Raw genomic sequence first — 20,116 nt, 5'->3', positions numbered from 1 at the left:
GCCTTTCGGTCAGAGGAGGGCGTCGACGGACAGCGCGCCGGGCCTGGCGCTCACCAGGCTGCGGTCCGGGATCGACTGCCAGCGCGGGTCGTCGTCGAAGGGTTCGGAGGACACGAGCGCGAAATCGTCGGTGACCAGCACCGACAACGAGTGGTGGCAGGTGGTCGCCCACAGTTGCGCGCCGTCGGAGAGCAGCAGGTTCAAGCGTGCTTGCGGTGCCCGGTCGAGGATCGCGGACACCAGCAGCCGCAGTGCCGCCGGAGCCGCCGACCATTCGCCGTCCGGTGCGCCGGTCGACAGCAGGTCGCACAGCAGCACCCACAGCAAGGCCGCGTCGGTGGCGGACTCCGCCTCCAGCAGCCGCGCCGGGGTGAACAGATCCTCGGCGCCGAGTTCGGCCGCGATGAGCGCGAACTCGGCGGCCACGCTGGTCAGCGTGCGCCGCCAGTCCGGCACCACGCCGTTGTGACTGAACGCCCAGCGGTCGCGGGTGAACGGCGCGCACGCCGACCGCTCGACCGGCATGCCGACCGTCGCCGACCGCACCGCCCCGAGCACCGCGGCGGATTCCAGTTGCGGGAGCACCTCGTCCACGGCCGGGTCGGTCCAGATCGGCGCCGCGTTGCGATAGCGGCTGGCGGTGACCGTGTCGTCCGCTCCGACGCGCCACCAGGCGACGCCGAAGCCGTCGGCGTTGATGGTGCCGCCATGACGCATGTCGCGCGGCGCCCACGACTGGGTGCGCAGTGAATGGGAGCCGAGGGTCAACATGTCGCCGACCCGCACCGGCGGGCCGACGTAACCCAGGTGTCTACACATCCGCACCTGCCGAAGCCACCTTCGCCCGGTGGGAACCACGAACCGCGTAACCTCGGTCCGACCGCCGTCCGGGGTGTCGCGCGTCGCTCACTCGCCTTCTCCCGGGCGCAGGTCCCGCGCCAGGCGGAACCCGGCGAAGATCTGGCGGCGGATCGGATGGTCCCAGTTGCGGAAGGTACCCCGGCACGCCACCGGATCGGTGCCGAACGAACCGCCGCGCAGCACACGGTAATCGCCACCGAAGAACACCTCGGAGTACTCCCGGTACGGGAACGCGTGAAAGCCCGGATACGGCTCGAAACCCGAAGCGGTCCATTCCCACACGTCACCGATCAGCTGGTGCACGCCCGCGGAAGACGCGCCGGCCGGATACGCGCCGACCTCGGCGGGCTCCAGATGCCGCTGCCCGAGGTTCGCGGTGGTCGCGTCGGGATCGGCGTCGCCCCAGGGGAAACGGCGCGATGCGCCGGTGGCCGGATCGAACCTGGCCGCCTTCTCCCACTCCGCTTCGGTGGGCAGGCGCTTACCCGCCCAGTTCGCGTAGGCCTCGGCCTCGAACCAGCACACGTGCACGACCGGCTGTCGCGGCCGCAGCGGTGTCATCACCCCGAACACCCGCCGCCACCAGCGCCCGGACGGATCACGCTCCCAGAACTGCGGCGCCACCAGGCTCGCGTCGGTGCGATGCGCCCAACCGCGTTCGGACCAGAGTTCCGGCCGTGTGTAGCCGCCGTCGTCGATGAAAGCCAGGTACTGCTCGTTGGTCACCGGCGCGGCGTCGATCGCGAAGCCCGGCACCCGGACCCGATGGGCGGGGCGCTCGTTGTCCAGCGCCCACGCGTCGGTCGAGGTGCCCATGGTGAACTCGCCTGCGGGAATGACGATTTCCCCGGTGACCGGCGCCGCGACGGTCGGTGCGGCCGCCGCGGCGAGCACGGCGGCGCCTGCGCGCAACTGATGGGTGGCCAGCATGGTCTCGTCGTGCTGCTGCTCGTGCTGGGCGATCATGCCGAACGCGAACCCGTCGTCGATCAGCGGACCACCTCGTAGGCTGTTGCGCTCCAGCACATCCCAGGTCTTGTCGCGCACGGTGCCGACGTAGTCGCGAGCCTGGCCGGGATCGAGCAGCGGTAACTCGGGCCGGTTCGCGCGGGCGTGTTTGAAGGCGTCGTAGAGTTCGTCGATGTCGGCGCGCACCGCGTCGCGGCCGCCGACGTCGCGCACGAGCCAGAGTTCTTCCTGATTGCCGATGTGCGCGAGGTCCCAGACCAGCGGGCTCATCAATCGCGAATGCTGGGCCACCAGTTCGGCTTCGTCGAGGCAGTCGGTGAGGGTGAGGGTGCGCTGCCGGGTGCGCGTGAGCACCTCGGCGATCCGGTCACGGAGCTGTTCGATGCCGGAGTTGTCGGTGTGGGCGGGATGGGAAGTGGTCACAGGAAACGTCTCCGAGGGTCGTGCTGATCGGCGTCGGCGCGGCTGCGGGACTCGATGCCGTCGGGGGCGATTCGGCGTACGCCGGTCCGGTCGACCGGGTCGCCGTCGGGGAAGCGCGGCTGATTGCCGGTCACGGAGCGGCTTCCGGAGGCTCCGGGCTGTTCTCGATGTCGTCCTCGGTCGGGGTGCGACCGTGCCGACATCGTTCCGCGGCGGATTCCACGGCGCGGGCCGCGGCGTCGGTCGCGGTGTGTTCGGCCGCCAGCCGTAGCAGGGCGACCGCACCGGCCCGGATGTCCGGATCCGCCAATCCGTAGCGGGCGGCATCGACCCAGCGGCCGGCCAGCGGCGCGGCGATCGAGTTCGCCTCCGCGACTACCGCCGGGCTGGACATGAGCGCGTCGATCACGTGCACCGGCACGGTCCACGCATCGCCGGGCTGGGCGTCGATGTAGCGGACCTCGAGGTGGCCCGAGGCGCGCACCGGCGGGAACAGCGTGGTCAGGTGATAGTCGAGATCGCCGATGTCGGGGCGGCGGCCGACCTCGTCGTCCAGCGCGCCGGACAGCCAGTCGGCGAATGTCGCGCCGGGCGGTGCGGACCATTCCGCGCAGTCGCCGTCACCGCGTTCGGCGACCCCGTCCGGTCGGCGCACGCACAGCAGCGGCACGTCCAGCGCCCACCTGCCGTACGCGGCGATCGGGTCGGTCCAGTCCAGCACCGGCGGGCGGGTGCGCATGTTGTCCAGCCGCAACCAGGCTCGCATGCGTTGCGACGCCCATGCTCCCGGCGGCGCGCCACGCAGGGCGGGTGAACACGCGAAGGCGGCCAGCAGCGCGGGGCCTACGGCGTACAAGGCGGTCCAGCGCGCGGTGACGTCCGCGCGGTCGGCACCCGCGTCTACGCTGACCTGGGTGGCCGCGGTATTGCACATCATCAGTTTGCCGAATGGCCCGATACCGCCGAAGGAGCGCTCCATCGCGCGATAGCGCGGCAGCTGAAGCAAGCGTTTGGGGCGGCGGTCCGCGTCCGCGGCGACGGAAACGGGGCGGATGGACCGGGATTCGAGAAGTTCCCGCAACAGGCGGGCATCATCGCGCAACCGATCACACAACTGCGCGGCAGCGCCGTAGGGAGCGCTGGAGAGTTCGATCTGACCGCCGGGTTCCAAAGTGACCCGGCTGCCCCCCGGCAGAGCGAGCGCCGGCGAATCAGGGGCGATGGACCGTGGTGCGTACGGTCCGAGAGCGTCCGCCAAGGCGGACAGCTGGGGGCGCGGAGCGGCCGAAGGACCCGACACCGAACACTCACCCTGCACCGTGAGCCATTCGAGTTCGGCGCCGATCAGCGCGGGTGGCCCGAGTTTGAAGCACACCCCGCCGATATATGCTTCCGCCGCCGCGCGGGAGGACAGTTCTCCCTGCTCGGTGGCACACCCGGCCGACTCAGGACTCTCGAGCGTGACCGCCATGCCAACCTCCAGTGGGCTCCGGGACGTAGTCCGCTGCTCTTCGGATATCGCCATTCTGCGCGGTGGTATTCCACTCCCCGGCCGAAATTCGTGTGCGGCGATCCATCCAGCGTAGCGACGCCGACCGACAAGAAACCGACATGAAGCCGAACAATGCACCCGATAAGGTCGGCTCCATGTTGGATGACGATCGCGTACGAGCCGACACTCCCGGATGCGCGCCGGGGCCCGGACCTGGAACCGTCTTCCTCGACAGCGCCGGATCGTCGCTGCCACCTCGGGTCGTCACCGACACCGTCGTCGCGCATCTGCGCAGGGAAGCGGAGATCGGCGGCTATCGCGCCGCGAACGAACGGCTCGATGATCTGGCCGATGTCAAGACCGCCATCGGCGAACTGATCAACGCCGCGCCCGAGAGCATCGCGCTCAGTGACAGCGCCACGCGCTCCTGGGCGGACTTCTTCTACTCGGTCCCGCTCACCGCGGGCGACCGCATCCTCGTCTCCGAGGCGGACTACGCCAGCAATGCCATCGCCGCGCTGCAGCGGGCCCGCGCCACCGGCGCCACGGTGGAGAAGATCCCCAGCGACGGCACCGGGCAGATCGACTTGGACGCGCTGGCGGCGCTGGTCGACGAACGCGTCAAGCTGGTCTCGGTACTGCACGCACCGACCAACGGCGGGCTGGTGAACCCGGCCGCCGAGGCCACCCGGATCGCGCACTCGGTCGGGGCGCTGGTGCTGCTTGATGCCTGCCAGTCCGCCGGGCAGCTGCCCCTGGACGTGGCCGAACTCGGCGTGGACGCCTTGTCGGCCACCGGCCGCAAGTGGCTGCGCGGCCCGCGCGGCACCGGGTTTCTCTACCTGCGCCCGGAGTTGGCGCGCTCGATGGAACCCGCACGGCTCGACCTGCACGGCGCGGAATGGACCGGCCCGCACGACTACCGGCTCGCGCCCGATGCCAGCCGCTTCGAGTTCTGGGAGTGCGATGTCGCGGGCCGGCTCGGCCTGGGCGCCGCCGTGCGCTACCTGCTCGAACTGGGCCCGGAAGACGTCTACGCCGCGATCGCGGCCCGCGCCGAGCACCTGCGCAAGGCGCTGCCGGAGATTCCCGGCGTGACCGTGCGCGACCTCGGTATCCGGCACAGCGGCATCGTGTCGTTCACCGTGGACGGCTTCGACTCCGTCGCGGTGCGCGACCGACTGCTCGCGCAGGACATCACGGTCACGGTCAGCCACGCCGGTTCGACCCTGCTGGATATGACCGGCCGCGGCCTCGCCTCCGTCGTGCGCGCCTCGCCGCACTGCTTCGTCGGCTTCGACGAACTCGATCGCTTCGTCGCCGCGGTGGCGGAACTGCGCGCCTGAGCGAGGGGCGCCCAACGCTCCGGAACAGTCAGGCCAGGTGCACGGCGAGTGCCCTGGCCACCAGCGCCCCCACGTCGGCGCCCGGTGCGACCAGACGCAGGCTGCGATTGGCCTGCGCGGTGGCGATGCCGTGCAGATTGGTCCACAGGGCGGTCGCGCGGTCGCGCGGATCGGGCGCGCCCGATGCGGCCGCCGCGCCGATTAGTTCGGCGAACCGCGCGAACAGCGGCAGGGTGACCGACCGCAGATTCTCGCCTGAGCCTTCGAGCAGATCGTGCCGGAACATCAGGGCGAACATCTCCGGCCGCCGCGCGGCGAACGCGATGTACCCGTCGCTCATCCGCGCGAGACGCTCGCGCGGAGACTCGGCGTCCACCGCCGTGAAGAGGGCGGCGAGGTCGGCGAATCCCCGCGCTGCGATGGCGGCGAGCAGTGCGCGGTGAGTCGGGAAGTAGCGCCGCGGCGCACCGTGCGAGACGCCCGCCGCCCGGGTGATCGCGCGCAACCCCAGGTGCGCGGCGCCGACCTCTTCGAGCAGTTCGACGCCGACGTCGACCAGTCGATCTCGTAGCGACTCGCTCTCGGCCATGCGGACATTGTCCACACCTGCCACGACAAGATCGAACGGCACGCGTAGACACTGTCTACGCATTGCGGTAGACAATGTCTACGCTCAAACTACGGAGGTCTTCATGTGGTACCCGCTGTTCAAGTACGTGCTGCTCGGTCCGCTGCTGCGGCTGCTCGGCAGGCCCGATGTCGCAGGGCTGGAGAACATCCCGCGCACCGGACCGGTGATCATCGCGGCCAATCACCTCGCCGTGATCGACTCGCTCTACCTCGCGCTGGTCGTGCCCCGGCGTGTCACGTTCCTGGCGAAGCAGGAGTACTTCACCGGGAAGGGCCTGCGCGGCCGGTTCAATCGGTGGTTCTACTCGGCCTCCGGACAGGTGCCGGTGGATCGGACGGGCGGCGACGCGGCCGCGGGCGCACTGGCCGCCGCCACCCGCATCCTGGAAACGGGCGGGGTCTGGGCGATCCATCCCGAAGGCACCCGTTCACCGGACGGACGGATCTACCGGGGCCGCACCGGCACCTTACGGGTCGCCATGGCCACCGGCGCGCCGGTCGTTCCGGTGACGCTCTCCGGCACCGACCGGGTGAATCCGCGCGGAAGCCGTCTGCCGCGTTTCGGCAAAGTGCGCATCGAGTTCGGGGCGGCGCGCCGCTACCCGCCCGCCGAGCAGCGCCACATGGTGCGCGCCGCCACCGACGAGCTGATGCGCGAGCTGGCCGAACGCTCGGGCCGGTGCTACGTCGATCGCTACGCGGCTACCTTTCGGACCGCCGCGTCGTCGCTGTGACCTGGGCCCCCAGAAAGGGGGTTAACGCCGCCCCGCGAAGGCGGGATAGTTGGGGGAGGCCGGTTCCCGGCGACAGCTGGTGGTTAGGAGATGAACGTTGAGCAGGTTCACCGACGAAATGTATGCCACGGCGCAAATTTCCGAGCGCGGATTGGTGACCGGTGAGCCCGGCGCCCCGCTGCGGCGCACCTGGGCCGAAATCCACCGGATCGCCCGGCGCATGGCGGGCGGGCTGGCCGAAGCGGGCATCGGGCACGGCGACGCGGTCGGCGTGCTCGCGGGCCTGCCGATCGACATCGCCCCGGCCTGCCAGGCCGTCTGGATGCGCGGCGCGTCGATCACCATGCTGCACCAACCGACTCCACGCACCGATCTGCTGGTCTGGGCACGCGACACCGAGACCGTGTTGACCATGATCGAAGCGCGCGCGGTCGTGCTCGGCGCGCCGTTCGAGGCGGCCGAGCCGCTGCTGCGCGAACGCGGCATCACCGTGGTGCGCATCGACCAGCTGCCGGGCGGTCCCGACACCGATCCGGTGCCGACCGTCGAGGGCGATATCGCGTTGCAGCAGTTGACCTCCGGTTCCACCGGCTCCCCCAAGGCGGTGCGGATCACGCACGAGAACTTCTTCGTCAACGCCCACGCCATGTTCGACCGGGTGAAGTTCCAGCTCGACGACGACGTGATGGTCAGCTGGCTGCCCCTGTTCCACGACATGGGCATGGTCGGCTTCCTCAGCGTCCCCATGCAATTCGGCGCCGAGGTGGTGTGCGTGACGCCGATGGACTTCCTCACCAGGCCGCTGCTGTGGGCCGAGCTGATCGGCAGGTACCGCGGAACCGTCACCGCCGCACCGAACTTCGCCTACTCGCTGCTGGCCCGGCGGCTGCGGCAGGCCGACGACGGCGCGTTCGACCTCAGCAGCGTGCGCTACATGTGGAACGGCGCCGAACCGGTGGACCCGGACACCATGGACGCCTTGGCCGCTGCCGGGAAACGCTTCGGGCTCAACCCGATGGCGCTCACTCCGGTCTACGGCATGGCCGAGACCACGCTCGCGGTGTCGATCCCCGACGCGGGCCACGGACAGGTGCTCGACGTGATCGATGCCGATCTGCTCGAGGCGATCGGCAAGGCGGTGCCCGTGCCGGAGGAGCACGGCCAGCCCGCCAACATCCGCAGACTGCCCACCCTCGGCTATCTGGTCGACCATCTGGAGGGCCGGATCGTCGACAGCGAACGTCAACCGCTGCCCGCCCGGTCGGTGGGCGTCATCGAATTGCGCGGTCCCGCGGTCACTTCCGGGTATGTGACGGTGGACGGATTTCAACCGGCTCAGGACGCCGAGGGCTGGCTGGACACCGGCGACATCGGTTACTTCACCGACGAGGGGCTGATCGTGGTGTGCGGCCGGATGAAGGACGTGATCATCATGGGCGGCCGCAACATCTACCCCACCGACATCGAGCGCGCCGCGACCAGGGTGAGCGGCGTGCGGCCCGGCAACGCGGTGGCGGTGCGCCTGGACGCGGGCCAGAAGCGGGAGAGTTTCGCCGTGGTGGTGGAGAGCGGCAGTCACCAGGACCCCGAGGAGGTCAAGCGCATCGAGCGCGAGATCGTGCACGCGGTGTTCGCGGAGGTCGGTGCGCGGCCGCGCACCGTCGCCGTGCTCGGCCCCGGCGCACTGCCGAAGACCTCATCCGGCAAACTGCGCAGAGCAGCGACCGCGATCCATCTGCCGCGCGGCTGATCGGGAGGGCGCACCGCGCACCGAGCGAGGTCGCTCAGTGCAATTGGTTCTGCGCGGTCTCCAGACCCACGCGCACCAGCAGCTCCACCGCGTCGGCGGCCTGTTCGACGATCACCGGGACCTCTTTGCGCTCCGGCGCGGAAAACGGCTTCAGCACGTAGTCGGCCGGATCCTGGCGGCCCGGCGGGCGGCCGATGCCGATGCGGGTGCGCAGGTAGTCCTTGGTGGTCAGGGCGCTGGAGACGGAGCGAAGACCGTTGTGCCCGCCCTCGCCGCCGCCGCGCTTGAGCCGAATCGCGCCGAACGGCAGGTCGAGTTCGTCGTGCACGACGATCACCTCGGTCGGCGGCACGGAGAAGAACCTCGCCAGCGCGGCCACCGGCCGCCCGGACAGGTTCATGAACGACCGCGGCTTCGCGATCAGCACCTGCCGCCCGTCCAGCCGCGCCTGCAGCAGGTCGGCGCCGGATTTCTTGTGCACACCGAAACGGCCGCCGACGCGCTCGGCGAGCACGTCGGCGACCAGGAAACCGACATTGTGCCGGGTGCGCTCGTATTCGGGACCGGGGTTGCCCAGTCCGACGACGAGCGCGGGCCCGGCGGGCGATTCGCTGCTACTCAGCGCTCTCGCCCTCGGCCTCGCCCTCGACGGGCTCGGCGGCCGGGGCGGCGATCACGTTGACGATCAGGGTCTCCGCATCGACGGCCAGCTCGACGCCCGCGGGCAGCTGCAGCTCGCCGGCGGAGATCTGGGTGCCCGCCTCGATGCCCTCGACGGAGACATCGATGGCCTCGGGCAGCTTCATCGCGTCGGCCAAGATGGAGACGGTGTTGGCTTCCTGGGTGACCAGGGTGCCGGGGGCGGCGTCGCCGGAGACGGTGACGTTCACGTCGGCGGTGACCTTCTCGCCGCGCTTGATGATCAGCAGGTCGGCGTGCTCGATGTAGCGGCGGATCGGGTGCACCACAACGGACTTGGTCAGCGCGAGCTGCTTCTGACCATCGATGACGAGGTTCAGCACCGCGTTGGTGCCGTGCTCACGCAGGATGGCGGCGAAGGCCTGGGCGTTCACCGACAGGTGCTGCGGGTCGGCCTGGTGGCCGTACAGCACGGCCGGGACGTTGCCCGCACGACGGGTCCGGCGGGCGGCGCCCTTGCCGAACTCGGTGCGTACGCTTGCTTCGAGAAGGTTGACGTCGGACATGACTGGATCTACTCCTACGGCTCTTCCGGGCTGTCAATTACACGTCAGGGGTTTCGCACACCTGACGGGGGGTCTACTCGTCGGGGCGAAGACCGAACGAGGACGGCCGGAAGCCGAGCCGCGTCGATCACGGTGCCGCAAAACTGGTCTGCGGTCACCCTCGCCGAGACAACCCGAACACCATACCCCAGCGCCAGGGTGCTCTTTGAATCGGGTGGTCACCGGCGGTTCGGCTCGCGCTCGAGCGAGTCGCGTACGCTGGCGTGGTTGCCGATCGGTCGTCTGCGAAAGGTTGTCTTGCGTTGAGCGCCTCCCCTGAGGGTGTTGTCGCGCCCGCACCCCGCGGGCTGTCCGGCGAGGTAGCCCGCCGGCGCACGTTCGCGGTGATCTCCCACCCCGACGCCGGCAAGTCCACGCTCACCGAGGCGCTCGCCCTGCACGCCAGGATGATCTCCGAGGCGGGCGCGATCCACGGCAAGGCCGGGCGCAAGTCCACGGTCTCGGACTGGATGGAGATGGAGAAGGCGCGCGGCATCTCGGTCAGCTCGACCGCGCTGCAGTTCAACTACCGCGCCGCTGGGTCCGACGTCGACAGCGTCATCAATCTGGTGGACACCCCCGGCCACTCCGATTTCTCCGAGGACACCTACCGGGTGCTCACCGCGGTGGACGCCGCGGTGATGCTGATCGACGCGGCGAAGGGGCTGGAGCCGCAGACGCTGAAGCTGTTCCAGGTCTGCCGCCACCGCGGCATCCCGGTGATCACCGTGATCAACAAATGGGACCGGCCGGGCCGGGCGCCGCTGGAACTGCTCGACGAGATCGACGAGCGGATCGGCCTCACCCCCACTCCGCTGTTCCTCCCGGTCGGCATCGCGGGAGATTTCCGCGGCCTGCTGCGCCGCGGCCCGGACGGCGCCGCGCTCGAGTACATCCACTTCACCCGCACCGCGGGCGGTGCGACCATCGCGCCGGAGGAGTCGCTCACTCCGGAGGCCGCCGAGGCGCGCGAGGGCTCGCCGTGGACCACCGCCGCGGAGGAGAGCGAACTGCTCTCGGCCACCGGCCAGGACCACGACCAGGAATTGTTCCTCGCCGGGCAGACCTCACCGGTCATCTACGCCTCCGCGATGCTGAACTTCGGCGTGCGGCAGCTGTTGGAGACGCTGGTGGCGCTCGCGCCCGCCCCTGGTCCGCGCCGCGACGTGGAGGGCAAGCCGCGCGAGACCGGCGACCCGTTCAGCGCGGTGGTGTTCAAGGTGCAGGCGGGCATGGACGCCGCCCACCGGGACCGGCTCGCGTTCATGCGGATCGTGTCGGGCGAGTTCGAACGCGGCATGGTGGTCACTCACGCGCAGACCGGGCGTCCATTCGCCACCAAGTACGCGCTGACCGTCTTCGGCCGCGAGCGCGCCACCGTCGACACCGCCTACCCGGGTGACGTCGTCGGTCTGGTCAACGCGACGGCGCTGGCGCCTGGGCACACGCTGTTCGTGGACAAGAAGGTGGAGTTCCCGCCGATCCCGTCGTTCGCACCCGAGCATTTCGCCGTACTGCGGGCTCGGAGCGCGGGCAAGTACAAGCAGTTCCGCAAGGCCATGGATCAGCTCGACTCCGAGGGCGTCGTGCAGGTGCTGCGCAACGACATCCGCGGCGACGCCGCTCCGGTCCTTGCGGCCGTCGGCCCGATGCAGTTCGAAGTGGTGACCGCGCGCATGCTCACGGAGTTCAACGTCGAGACCACGATGGAGCACCTCGGCTACACGCTGGCCCGGCGCACCGATGCCGCGTCGTCGGACGAACTCGGGCGGCAGCGCGGGGTGGAGGTGTTCACCCGCTCAGACGGTGCGCTGCTCGCGCTGTTCAGCGATAAATGGCGGCTGCAATACATCGAGAAGGAGCACCCGGCGCTGACCTTGGAGCCCCTGGTGGCTACCGCCGACTGAGTCAGCCGGCCTCGGAGCCCGGCCGCATCGGCGGGGCCTCGGGGTCGCGTTCGATCGAAGCGATGCCGTCTTCTTTGGCGATCAGTCCCCAGCGGCTCGAGGTCAGCCGCAGGCTGGGCAGGTCGCTGAGGGAGAGCACCACTTCGTAGGTGCGCTCGTAGCCGGTATGCGAGATCCGCCAGCGTCCGTCGTCGCACCGGACGTAGCGGTCGGTGTAGAAGGCCGCACCGCGCAGCAGCATGTTGTGGCCCGGAATGAGGACCGTGTCGGCGAGGTACCACGTACCGGTCGCGGTGTCGCCGTCCACATCGATCTCCGGGTGGTCGCAGCGATGCTCGGTGATCACGTGCGGCCCGAGTGTGTTGCGCATGAACGCGATGAACGCCTCACGCGATTCGAACTGCAGATATTCGCTGTAGGTCGCGGTCGCCTCGGGCACCATGGTGTCGGCGAAATCATCCCAGGACTTGGTGTCGAGGGTGCGCAGGTACCGGTACTTCAGCCGGGAGATCGCGGAGACGTCGTCCAGCTCCCGCTCGTCACGGCCGCGGCCCGACCGCGGATCGTCGCGCACTTGCCCGAAGTCGATGGGTCCCGCGTCGAAGCGCAGCCGGTCATCGGCGTCTCGGTCGTCGGGATCCCGTTCACCGGCGCTCGTCGCCCGCCGGCCACGGTCCGGGCTCGCTCCCACCGGATCGAAGTCGCGTTCGTCTTGCTCCGGTCGGCCGGAATCGATGTCAACCCCGCCGCGCTCCTGGCGTCCCGGGGGGAATCCCGGGTCGTCGCGCTGCGGCCCACCGGAGCCCGTGCCCCGGTCGTTACGCACTTGCCCAGCGATGCCCAATCCTGGGTCGCCGCGCCCCTGCCCGCCGGTTCGCTGATCCATACCCTCAACAATCCCATCCCGAGTGCCGGATTGGGAGAGTTGTATCAGATTGCTATGACGGCGACCGGAACACTCCGGCGAAGATCAACTTCGGCGTCAGCTTCCGATCGTGAAGCAGGTGCGGCAGAAATCCTCGCCGAACTCGGTCAGCCGGAGACTCTTGCGGACGATCTTCGGCGCCCGGCCCGCCTTCTTCAGCGCCGCCTCCACCACCGGCTGCACCTCCAGCACCATGTACCGGCTCAGCACCACCGGATCGTCCGAGGTCAGCGTCAACCCGAGGCGGTTGAGGTTGATCAGGTAGGACCGCGCGCGGTCGGGATAGCGCACGCCGGCCTGCTCGGGCACCGAGGTCAAATCGCCCTGCACCAGTTCCGAGCCGATCCCGAGCGGCCGGTTGGTGCGCACGTCGACCGACGGCTGCGGGCCGTTGAGCGCCATGAAGCGCAGGATGCGCGCCTCGTCGGGAGCGATTTCGTCGAGGATGCGGTCGTAGGCCGGGTGCACGTCCTCGGTGAAATAGACGTCGGCGGACCTGGCCAGCAGCGCGTCGCCGCGGCGGCGCAATTCCTCGGTGCTGGCCGAGCGCAGGTAGGGGCCGACGGCCAGCGGCTGCTGCGAGGTGGTGCCGTTGGAGGTCGGGACGTAGCTGACGATCTCCCGGACCGAGCCCTCGGTGACGCCGAGCGCACTGCGGGCGATGGACCGCAACGCGTTTCCGGTTCGCTCGGCGATCTCGGCCGAGGACTCCCCGTCCAGCGCGGCCTGGGTGATCTCCCTGGTGACCTCGTAGGTCGTGCCCATCGCCCATTGGCTTCCGCGCACAACGGTGCCCGCGGCCACGCCTGCCGCGCGGAACACGCCGCGGATCAGCCGTGCCTCATTGCTGATCTGCCGCTGTTCGACATCCGAACTGCGCTCGACGGCGCGGGAACCTGGCCGGGCCACGTCCTGTCCGGTCCTGTCGTCTGCCACGTTTTCTCCGATATCGCCGGGGGAACGAATCCGCTCCACAGATTACTTCCCCTTGTGTCGCGGGTCATTCGCACCGCCTGACTCGGACAGTGCGACCGGCACGCGGCGCACAATAGGGTTTCTTCAACGAGGGGGTGCTAGTTTTGGGTGCCGGTGAGGCGGCGATCACCGGTGTATCGGCAGGAGGGTGTCGTGTTAGAGAGCGTTTTCGGAATCCACCCCACGATCCTCCTCGAGCTCGTGACCATACCGCTTTTCACCGGCGTCATCGGCTACATCACCAACTGGACCGGCGTGCTCATGCTGTTCAAGCCGGTCGCCTTCCACGGCGTCCGAGTTCCCGGCCTGCGCGCACTCTATCCATTCCTGCCCAAGCGAATTCAGGTCCTCCCGCTGCTCAGCTACGACGGCCGGTTCGGATGGCAGGGCATCGTCCCGTCCCGCGCCGACAAGATGGCCAGCATCGCGGTCGACAAGGGCCTGGCCAAACTCGGCAGCGTCGCCGACTTCTACCGGGAACTCGAGCCGGACAAGCTGGCCGAGCATCTCACAAGCATCGCCGACGCGCAGATCAAGGACATCGTCGAGGACATCCTGCGCCGCGAGCATCCCCAACTCTGGTACAACCTGCCCGCCCAGGTGCGCGACATGGTGCACGCCAGGGTGCGCCAGCAGTTGCCGGAGATCCTGCGCGAGCTGACCGAGGAATTGGGCGCGAATATCGATCAGCTGCTCGATGTGAAGCAGATGGTGATCCGCTACTTCCAGGCCCGGCCGCATCTGCTCAACACGCTGTTCCAAGTGCTCGGCGCGAAGGAACTGCGATTCATGCAGAACTTCGGTTTCTACTTCGGCGCGCCGATGGGTGTGCTGCTGGTCGTCGTCCTGCATCTGACCGGCTTGTCCAGCTTGGTCGTGCTGCCGATCGGCGGCGTGATCATCGGCTGGGTGGTCAACTGGATCGGCATCAATATGATCTTCGCGCCCGCATATCCGAAGTGGTGGGTCCCGTGGCGGCAGGGCCTGCTGATCAAACGCAAGTCCGAAATCACCGACGGATACGCGGAATTGGTTTCCAGCCAGGTGATCACCGTGGCGAATATCGGCGACGAACTGCTCAACGGCCCGCGCTCGGATCGCACCATGCAGATGCTGGAGGACACGCTGCGCCCGGCCGCCGATCGCGCGCTCGGCCCCGCGCGCCCTGCGGTCAAGTTCATGCTCGGCAGCCGCGAATACGACTCGCTGCAATCGACGTTCACCAGCGAAGCCATGGCCATCGCGCCGATCGCGTTCGCCGACCCGGAGTTCAACGTCCGCCAGGGCAGGCAGATCAACGAATACATCGCCAGGCAGATGGCGATGTTGTCGCCGCCGGACTTCGTCGACATGCTTCGCGCGGCCATCAAGCAGGATGAATGGCTCCTTTTCGTCCATGGCGGCGTGCTGGGGCTCTTCGCCGGATACGCTCATATCCTGATCTTCGGAACGGGAGTGGCGACATCATGGCTGTAGCGAGTCCGGACGACGGTGATATCGAGGCCGTCGAGCACCTCGACGCGGCGGCGGCGAATGCCGAGCCCGCGCAGGAGATCGCCCGCCGGCCGGCCTCGGACATCGCGTACACCGACGAATCGAGAAGACGGGTAACGGTTCCCGTGGCCACTGTGCGTGCCGCGACGGGCGTCGCCCGGGTCGCGTGGACCGCCGTCACGGGGGTGACATCCTGGGGAGTCGGCACCGCGGTCGACGTCACCTCGACCGTCGTGCGGCGCAGCATCGAGGGAGCCCCGCCGCGAGAAGTGCTGGCCGAGGCGGAGTCCGAAGTCCGTGACGCCATGCGCAAAGCGCTCGGCCTGCCCGCCACCGCGCAACCGCCCGCGCCGGACGCCGTGCCGACGCTGCGCGAGCAGGGCGCCGCGCTGTTGCGGTTGTCGGCCAGCCCGCACGGCGAGGACGACAACCACCCGGCCTTCGCCGGCATGCTCGCCGAACTGACCCCCGACGAGGCGCGCATCCTGCGTTTCCTGCATCTGGACGGTCCGCAGCCCTCGATCGACATCCGCACCGGACGCCCGCGCGCGCTCGGCTCCGAACGCCTCGGCTCGATGCTCACCCTGATCGGTGAGCACGCCGGGCTGCGCTTCCCCAACCGGATCCAGCAGTACCTGACCAACCTGCGCAGACTGGGCCTGATCGAGCACACGCGCGAACCGGTAGGCAACCCGAACCGGTATCAACTGCTGGAGGCGCAGTCACCGGTGCGGGAGATGCTGAAGCGGTCCGGCTTCGGCACCAAGGTGATCTATCGGAGCGTCGCGCTCACCGACTTCGGGGCGGACTTCGTGCGCACCTGTTTGCCCGTGGTGGTGCAGGACGGACGCGCCTCGGGACACTAGGGTTCCCAGCCGCGCAGCGCGAGTTCGGCCACCCGCTCCAATTCGGCCCGGCTCGCGCCGTCCCGGGCCGCCTGGGACATTCCCTGCATCACCGTGCCGACATAGCGGGCCAGCGTGCGCGCGTCCAGGCCGTCCGGCAGGACGCCCGCGTCGATATCGGCCTGGATGCGCGCGGCGAACGCGTCGACGTTCCGGTTGCGCATATCGCGCAAGGAATCGGCGATCTCGGCGCTCGTGGTGTTCACGCCCGCGCTGATCACCAGGCAGCCGTGCGGGCACTCCGGCCGGGTGTACTCGACCGCCGCCTCGCGCAGGATGCGCCGGACCGCCGCGTCGGCGGTGCGCTCCTCGTCGAGCGCCCGCGTGACGAATCCGCCGTAGTGCGCGCCGAACTTCGCGACGACCTCGGCGAACAACGTCTTCTTGTCCCCGAACGCCGCGTACAGGCTGGGCGCGCCGATACCCATCGCCGCGGTCAGGTCACCGATCGAAGTGGCCTCGTACCCGCGTTCCCAGAACAGCCGCATGGCCTTCTCCAGCGCCGCGTCCCGGTCGAAGGACCGGGGCCGCCCTCGGGTCGTGGTACTCATGCCACAATTTTATAGCGGTCACTAGAGAATGTGCTACCTTTCTTTCTGTAGCGACCGCTAGAGAAAGGTACCCGTGATGGGCGCACTGACGGGCAAGACGGCACTGGTCACCGGAAGCAGCCGGGGCATCGGCCGGGCGATAGCCGAACGATTGGCTCGCGACGGCGCACGGGTGGCGGTGCACTACAACGGCGACGAGCAGGCGGCGAAGGCGACCGTGGCCGCGATCGAGGCACAGGGCGGCGCGGCCTTCGCGATTCGAGCCGAACTGGGCGTCCCGGGTGACGCCGAAGCGCTGTGGGCAGCCTTCGACGCGCACGCCGACGGCCTGGACATTTTGGTGAACAACGCGGGCATCGACGGCATCCGGGAGCCGATCGCCGGGACCGACGAGGCGGCGTTCGACCGGGTCTTCGCGGTCAACGCCAAAGCGCCCTTCTTCATCACCCGCCTCGGCCTGGACCGGTTGCGACCGGGCGGGCGGATCGTCAACATCTCCACCGGCCTGACCCACGGCGCGTACATGCCGCAACTGATCGCCTACACCATGACCAAGGCCGCCCTCGACAGTTTCACCAGCGTGCTCGCCAAGGAGGTCGGGGCGCGCGGGATCACCGTGAACGCGGTGGCGCCGGGCATCATCGACACCGACATGAACGCGAGCTGGCTGCGCAACGCCGAAAGCCAGGCGGCGGTGGCGGCGATGTCCCCGCTGCATCGGGTGGGGCAGCCCGCCGACGTGGCCGACGTGGTCGGGTTCCTCGCCTCCGACGAGGCGCGCTGGGTGACCGGACAGTGGATCGACGCCACCGGCGGCGGGCTGTTGTAACCCGCCGGGCATCGCCCCGCCTCCGGTTCCTTTTCCTGGCGCGGGCTACGGACCGGCATCGCCCGGCCGCTCCCATTAGGCTTGAGCACCGTGCTGTCAGTTGTGCCGAGTCCCGTCACCGTGCGGGCGCCGTCGAAGGTGAACCTCCATCTCGGGGTGGGCGACCTGCGTGCCGACGGCTACCACGATCTGACCACGGTGTTCCAAGCACTCTCGCTGAGCGACGATCTGGAGATCTCCCCCTCGGGTTCGCTGGCCGTCCGGGTCACCGGAGAGGGCGCGGCGGAAGTGCCGACCGACCGGACGAACCTGGTCTGGAAGGCGGCGGTCCGCCTCGCGCACCTCGGCGGCCGCGCCCCCCTGGTGGAAATCGCCATCGCCAAAGGCATTCCGGTGGCCGGGGGCATGGCGGGCGGCAGCGCCGACGCCGCCGCCGCGCTGGTCGGGCTGAACGAACTGTGGGACCTGGGACTGTCCAGGGAAGAACTGGGCGCGGTGGCCGCCGAACTCGGCAGCGACGTGCCGTTCGCCCTGCACGGCGGCACCGCGCTCGGCACCGGCCGCGGTGAGCGCCTGCTACCGGTGCTGTCGCGCAATACCTTTCACTGGGTGCTCGCCTTCGCCAAAGGCGGCCTGTCCACCCCCGCGGTGTTCGCCGAGCTCGACCGGTTGCGCGAGCACGGCGACCCGCCTCGGCTCGGCGAGCCGCAGCAGCTGATGCAGGCGCTGGCCTCCGGCGACCCGCACCAGCTGGCGCCCTTGCTCGGCAACGATCTGCAGGCGGCGGCGGTATCGCTGAAGCCGGAACTGCGCCGCACGCTGCGCGCGGGCGTCACCGCGGGCGCGCTGGCCGGGCTGGTGTCCGGCTCCGGACCCACGTGCGCGTTCCTCTGCGAGAGCGAGGAATCGGCGATCTCGGTGGCCGCCGAACTCGCCGGCGCGGGCGTCTGCCGCAGCGTGCGGACGGCAGGCGGACCCGTGCCGGGCGCGCGGATCCTCAGCGCCGACCCGTCCGGGAAGCACTGAACGCCGCGAATCGCGGATGCCGAGGCGCCTCGGCTCGCGTGGCAGACAGCAGCGCGCTCTCGCCGAGGCGGGTGGCGCCTGCGCGGTCCCGCCGACAAGCGGAGGAAGCGCACCGCCCGCCGAGGCTTGGTCATGCCGAGCGGCGATCCGGCCGATCGCTGCCGGGTCGCGCGCTTCTCGGCGGCCATGAAAGCCTCCGGTCCCAGGAGTGCGAAGACAACCGTCCCAGACCGGCGTATCCGTAGGGGTCCGCCGCGTCGGGTCGGCATCGGCCGTCCGCCGGTGATCGCGACGATCCACTGACGGCCCCGAGCATCCGAACCGCGCGGCGTCGACCGAACGCATGGCCGGTGAGGGGCCACCGGGACGACTCAGCTCGCTCGAGGACTGTGCGCACGCCGTCCTGACATCCCCGCCACCGGTGCCACGCATTGCTCAGGGCAGCGCGTCCGCGAGCCGATCGACCTGATCGGCATCGCGCCCGTAGCAGTAGAACATCACCTCGTCCGCGCCGAGGTCGTCGAATTCCGCGATGGTGGTGCGGATCTGCGCGGGCGTGGTGAGCATTCCGGCGAGGAAGCCCTCGGTGTAATCGCTGAACGCGTAGTAGGCGCCCATCGACGCGCGGGCGTCCTCGATCACGTGATCCGGGCCGAGAGCCACATTGACCTGGGCGACAATCCTCGGCTCACCCGATCGGCCGTGGTCGGTCCAGGAACGGCGCACGGTATCGAAGAGTTTGCCCGCCCAGGAGGGCGGCGCGGCGGCGAGAAAGCCGCCGCCCCAGCGCCCGACGCGTTCGAGCGCGGCGGGTTGGAAACCGCCGAACAGGATTTCGGGCCCTTCCGGGCGCAGCGGCGCAGGGCCGATCGGCCCACACTCGTCGCCGTACGGTTCTCCCGCCCACAGGCGGCGCATGAGCGCGAGTTGCTCGTCGAGGCGGCGGCCGCGGGTGCGCAGCTCGGTGCCCGAGGCGAGGTGGTCGTCCGCGCGACCGCCGACGCCGAGGCCGAGCACCAGCCGTCCGCCGGACATCCGGTCCAGCGTGGCGGCCTGTTTGGCGAGCAGCACCGGGTCGCGCAGCGGCGCGAGCAGCACTTCGGTCTGGACGTTGACGCGGCTGGTCGCACCGGCGATCGTGGCCAGCGCGATCAACGGTTCGGGATTGTCGTAGACCAGCCGGTCGAGCAGGCCGAGCGTGCGGAACGGGCCCGCGTCGGCGCGGCGGGCCCAGTCGAGCAGGGCGGCGGGATCGGAAATGGGTAGGCCGAGGCCGACGTGCATGGGATTCCTCCGAGGAAGCGATGCGCAATGGGAACGGTGCCGCCCGCCGACACCTCGAGACGAGGTGGGCGTCCCACTCTGCGGCTGTACTTCTGGGGAACGCCGGATCGGTTGCATGAACGAACAGTGTTCGTCAGCGACGAATCTAAACGAACATTGTTCGTCCCGCAAGCTCCCCCCGCTGCTCGCCGGGCGAAGGGACGCCCCGCCCCGGTCGGTACGCTGGCCCGGGGCGCTCATCGGACCGCTCCCGCAAGACACGGAAGGATCCATGTCCAACCTGATCAATCTCGAACAGGTCCACAAGAGCTTCGGGGTCAAGCCGCTGCTGGACAACGTCTCGCTCGGCGTGCACGCGGGCGAACGGATCGGCGTCGTCGGCCTCAACGGCGGCGGCAAGACCACCCTGCTCGAGGTGCTCACCGGCATCGAGGAACCGGACAGCGGCCGGGTCAGCAGGCTCGGCGGCCTGCGCATGGCGGTGGTGACTCAGCGCGGCGTGCTGCCCGCGGGCGCGACGGTCGGTTCGGTGGTGCTGGCCGGGCTGGCCGACGACGCCATGACCGACGAGATCGCCGAACACGAGTGGGCCGCCGACTCACGCATCCGCTCGGTGATGGAAGGCATCGGCATCGCCGATCTCGGCATGGATACCTCGGTGGACAATCTCTCCGGCGGCGAGCGCCGCCGGGTCGCGCTCGCCGCCGCGCTGGTGCGCGAACTCGACCTGCTGGTGCTCGACGAGCCGACCAACCACCTGGACGTGGAGGG

At 69.6% G+C, this 20,116-nt stretch carries 20 protein-coding genes; 9 read left to right on the top strand and 11 right to left on the bottom strand.

Annotation, left to right across the window (positions count from 1 at the left end; all coding sequences use genetic code 11):
- Nucleotides 1–9: 9 nt before the first annotated feature.
- From egtC to egtA, 4 genes are all read right to left on the bottom strand, one after another.
- Nucleotides 10–819, bottom strand: coding sequence for an ergothioneine biosynthesis protein EgtC (gene egtC, locus ACFU5M_RS27910; protein WP_379053867.1), 810 nt, complete (start codon nucleotides 817–819; stop codon nucleotides 10–12).
- A gap of 87 nt (nucleotides 820–906) precedes the next feature.
- Nucleotides 907–2,253 (bottom strand): ergothioneine biosynthesis protein EgtB, encoded by a 1,347-nt coding sequence (egtB, locus tag ACFU5M_RS27905; protein ID WP_379053866.1) that lies wholly within the window; start codon nucleotides 2,251–2,253, stop codon nucleotides 907–909.
- Nucleotides 2,250–2,387, bottom strand: coding sequence for a hypothetical protein (locus ACFU5M_RS27900; RefSeq protein WP_379053865.1), 138 nt, complete (start codon nucleotides 2,385–2,387; stop codon nucleotides 2,250–2,252). The genes egtB and ACFU5M_RS27900 overlap by 4 nt, the downstream gene beginning before the upstream one ends.
- On the bottom strand, nucleotides 2,384–3,724 hold the full coding sequence (egtA, locus tag ACFU5M_RS27895; RefSeq protein WP_379053864.1) for an ergothioneine biosynthesis glutamate--cysteine ligase EgtA: 1,341 nt from the start codon (nucleotides 3,722–3,724) through the stop codon (nucleotides 2,384–2,386). The genes ACFU5M_RS27900 and egtA overlap by 4 nt, the downstream gene beginning before the upstream one ends.
- Before the next feature lie 176 nt (nucleotides 3,725–3,900).
- On the opposite strand from egtA, the gene ACFU5M_RS27890 reads away from it, so the two are divergent.
- The gene (locus tag ACFU5M_RS27890) at nucleotides 3,901–5,091 is read left to right on the top strand and encodes an aminotransferase class V-fold PLP-dependent enzyme (protein WP_379053863.1); all 1,191 of its coding nucleotides are present in this window, start codon (nucleotides 3,901–3,903) and stop codon (nucleotides 5,089–5,091) included.
- Between the two features lie 28 nt (nucleotides 5,092–5,119).
- Here ACFU5M_RS27890 and ACFU5M_RS27885 read toward each other — a convergent pair whose 3' ends face one another.
- Nucleotides 5,120–5,680: a TetR/AcrR family transcriptional regulator gene (locus ACFU5M_RS27885; RefSeq protein WP_379053862.1), complete on the bottom strand. Its 561-nt coding sequence runs from the start codon at nucleotides 5,678–5,680 to the stop codon at nucleotides 5,120–5,122.
- A gap of 103 nt (nucleotides 5,681–5,783) precedes the next feature.
- Between ACFU5M_RS27885 and ACFU5M_RS27880 the strand changes: the two genes are divergently transcribed.
- Nucleotides 5,784–6,455 carry a lysophospholipid acyltransferase family protein gene (locus ACFU5M_RS27880; protein ID WP_379053861.1) on the top strand — a complete coding sequence of 224 codons (672 nt, stop codon included), beginning with the start codon at nucleotides 5,784–5,786 and terminating at the stop codon, nucleotides 6,453–6,455.
- A gap of 97 nt (nucleotides 6,456–6,552) precedes the next feature.
- On the top strand, nucleotides 6,553–8,205 hold the full coding sequence (locus ACFU5M_RS27875; protein WP_379053860.1) for a fatty acyl-AMP ligase: 1,653 nt from the start codon (nucleotides 6,553–6,555) through the stop codon (nucleotides 8,203–8,205).
- Nucleotides 8,206–8,239: 34 nt separating this feature from the next.
- Here the strand turns inward: ACFU5M_RS27875 and pth are convergent, their stop codons facing one another.
- Entirely contained in the window at nucleotides 8,240–8,827 is a 588-nt protein-coding gene (pth, locus tag ACFU5M_RS27870; RefSeq protein ID WP_379053876.1) for an aminoacyl-tRNA hydrolase, read from the bottom strand.
- Complete coding sequence (locus tag ACFU5M_RS27865; RefSeq protein ID WP_379053859.1) at nucleotides 8,820–9,410, bottom strand: 50S ribosomal protein L25/general stress protein Ctc; 591 nt, start codon at nucleotides 9,408–9,410, stop codon at nucleotides 8,820–8,822. The genes pth and ACFU5M_RS27865 overlap by 8 nt, the downstream gene beginning before the upstream one ends.
- A gap of 302 nt (nucleotides 9,411–9,712) precedes the next feature.
- On the opposite strand from ACFU5M_RS27865, the gene ACFU5M_RS27860 reads away from it, so the two are divergent.
- Nucleotides 9,713–11,356: a peptide chain release factor 3 gene (locus ACFU5M_RS27860; protein ID WP_379053858.1), complete on the top strand. Its 1,644-nt coding sequence runs from the start codon at nucleotides 9,713–9,715 to the stop codon at nucleotides 11,354–11,356.
- Nucleotide 11,357: 1 nt separating this feature from the next.
- Here ACFU5M_RS27860 and ACFU5M_RS27855 read toward each other — a convergent pair whose 3' ends face one another.
- Nucleotides 11,358–11,885 carry a nuclear transport factor 2 family protein gene (locus tag ACFU5M_RS27855; protein WP_379053875.1) on the bottom strand — a complete coding sequence of 176 codons (528 nt, stop codon included), beginning with the start codon at nucleotides 11,883–11,885 and terminating at the stop codon, nucleotides 11,358–11,360.
- A gap of 453 nt (nucleotides 11,886–12,338) precedes the next feature.
- Nucleotides 12,339–13,217 carry an Abi-alpha family protein gene (locus tag ACFU5M_RS27850; protein WP_379053857.1) on the bottom strand — a complete coding sequence of 293 codons (879 nt, stop codon included), beginning with the start codon at nucleotides 13,215–13,217 and terminating at the stop codon, nucleotides 12,339–12,341.
- A 192-nt stretch (nucleotides 13,218–13,409) separates the two neighbouring features.
- Between ACFU5M_RS27850 and ACFU5M_RS27845 the strand changes: the two genes are divergently transcribed.
- On the top strand, nucleotides 13,410–14,732 hold the full coding sequence (locus ACFU5M_RS27845) for a hypothetical protein (RefSeq protein WP_379053856.1): 1,323 nt from the start codon (nucleotides 13,410–13,412) through the stop codon (nucleotides 14,730–14,732).
- Complete coding sequence (locus ACFU5M_RS27840; RefSeq protein WP_379053855.1) at nucleotides 14,723–15,616, top strand: Abi-alpha family protein; 894 nt, start codon at nucleotides 14,723–14,725, stop codon at nucleotides 15,614–15,616. The genes ACFU5M_RS27845 and ACFU5M_RS27840 overlap by 10 nt, the downstream gene beginning before the upstream one ends.
- Here ACFU5M_RS27840 and ACFU5M_RS27835 read toward each other — a convergent pair.
- Nucleotides 15,613–16,206 (bottom strand): TetR/AcrR family transcriptional regulator, encoded by a 594-nt coding sequence (locus ACFU5M_RS27835; RefSeq protein WP_379053854.1) that lies wholly within the window; start codon nucleotides 16,204–16,206, stop codon nucleotides 15,613–15,615. The genes ACFU5M_RS27840 and ACFU5M_RS27835 overlap by 4 nt on opposite strands.
- A gap of 76 nt (nucleotides 16,207–16,282) precedes the next feature.
- Between ACFU5M_RS27835 and ACFU5M_RS27830 the strand changes: the two genes are divergently transcribed.
- Nucleotides 16,283–17,035, top strand: coding sequence for an SDR family oxidoreductase (locus tag ACFU5M_RS27830; protein WP_379053853.1), 753 nt, complete (start codon nucleotides 16,283–16,285; stop codon nucleotides 17,033–17,035).
- A gap of 90 nt (nucleotides 17,036–17,125) precedes the next feature.
- Complete coding sequence (locus ACFU5M_RS27825) at nucleotides 17,126–18,061, top strand: 4-(cytidine 5'-diphospho)-2-C-methyl-D-erythritol kinase (RefSeq protein WP_379053852.1); 936 nt, start codon at nucleotides 17,126–17,128, stop codon at nucleotides 18,059–18,061.
- 435 nt (nucleotides 18,062–18,496) lie between these two features.
- On the opposite strand, the gene ACFU5M_RS27820 is transcribed toward ACFU5M_RS27825, so the two are convergent.
- A complete protein-coding gene (locus ACFU5M_RS27820; RefSeq protein WP_379053851.1) occupies nucleotides 18,497–19,345 on the bottom strand; it encodes an LLM class flavin-dependent oxidoreductase in 849 nt (282 codons plus the stop codon).
- Here ACFU5M_RS27820 and ACFU5M_RS27815 point away from each other — a divergent pair.
- Nucleotides 19,320–20,116 (top strand): ATP-binding cassette domain-containing protein (locus tag ACFU5M_RS27815; RefSeq protein ID WP_379053850.1); only part of this gene is annotated, 797 nt, incomplete at its 3' end. The genes ACFU5M_RS27820 and ACFU5M_RS27815 overlap by 26 nt on opposite strands.

Source organism: Nocardia sp. NPDC057455 (genome assembly GCF_042802775.1).
Taxonomy (GTDB): Bacteria; Actinomycetota; Actinomycetes; order Mycobacteriales; family Mycobacteriaceae; genus Nocardia.
The sequence above is the reverse complement of the archived record's forward strand: the minus strand, read 5'-3'. Positions and strand labels throughout refer to the sequence as shown.

Coding starts and splice junctions, on each gene's coding strand:
- ACFU5M_RS27835 (WP_379053854.1), bottom strand. CDS start 16,206: ATGAGTACCACGACCCGAGGGCGGCCCCGGTCCTTCGACCGGGACGCG.
- ACFU5M_RS27885 (WP_379053862.1), bottom strand. CDS start 5,680: ATGGCCGAGAGCGAGTCGCTACGAGATCGACTGGTCGACGTCGGCGTC.
- ACFU5M_RS27830 (WP_379053853.1), top strand. CDS start 16,283: ATGGGCGCACTGACGGGCAAGACGGCACTGGTCACCGGAAGCAGCCGG.
- egtC (WP_379053867.1), bottom strand. CDS start 819: ATGTGTAGACACCTGGGTTACGTCGGCCCGCCGGTGCGGGTCGGCGAC.
- egtA (WP_379053864.1), bottom strand. CDS start 3,724: ATGGCGGTCACGCTCGAGAGTCCTGAGTCGGCCGGGTGTGCCACCGAG.
- ACFU5M_RS27880 (WP_379053861.1), top strand. CDS start 5,784: ATGTGGTACCCGCTGTTCAAGTACGTGCTGCTCGGTCCGCTGCTGCGG.
- ACFU5M_RS27820 (WP_379053851.1), bottom strand. CDS start 19,345: ATGCACGTCGGCCTCGGCCTACCCATTTCCGATCCCGCCGCCCTGCTC.
- ACFU5M_RS27865 (WP_379053859.1), bottom strand. CDS start 9,410: ATGTCCGACGTCAACCTTCTCGAAGCAAGCGTACGCACCGAGTTCGGC.
- ACFU5M_RS27890 (WP_379053863.1), top strand. CDS start 3,901: ATGTTGGATGACGATCGCGTACGAGCCGACACTCCCGGATGCGCGCCG.
- ACFU5M_RS27840 (WP_379053855.1), top strand. CDS start 14,723: ATGGCTGTAGCGAGTCCGGACGACGGTGATATCGAGGCCGTCGAGCAC.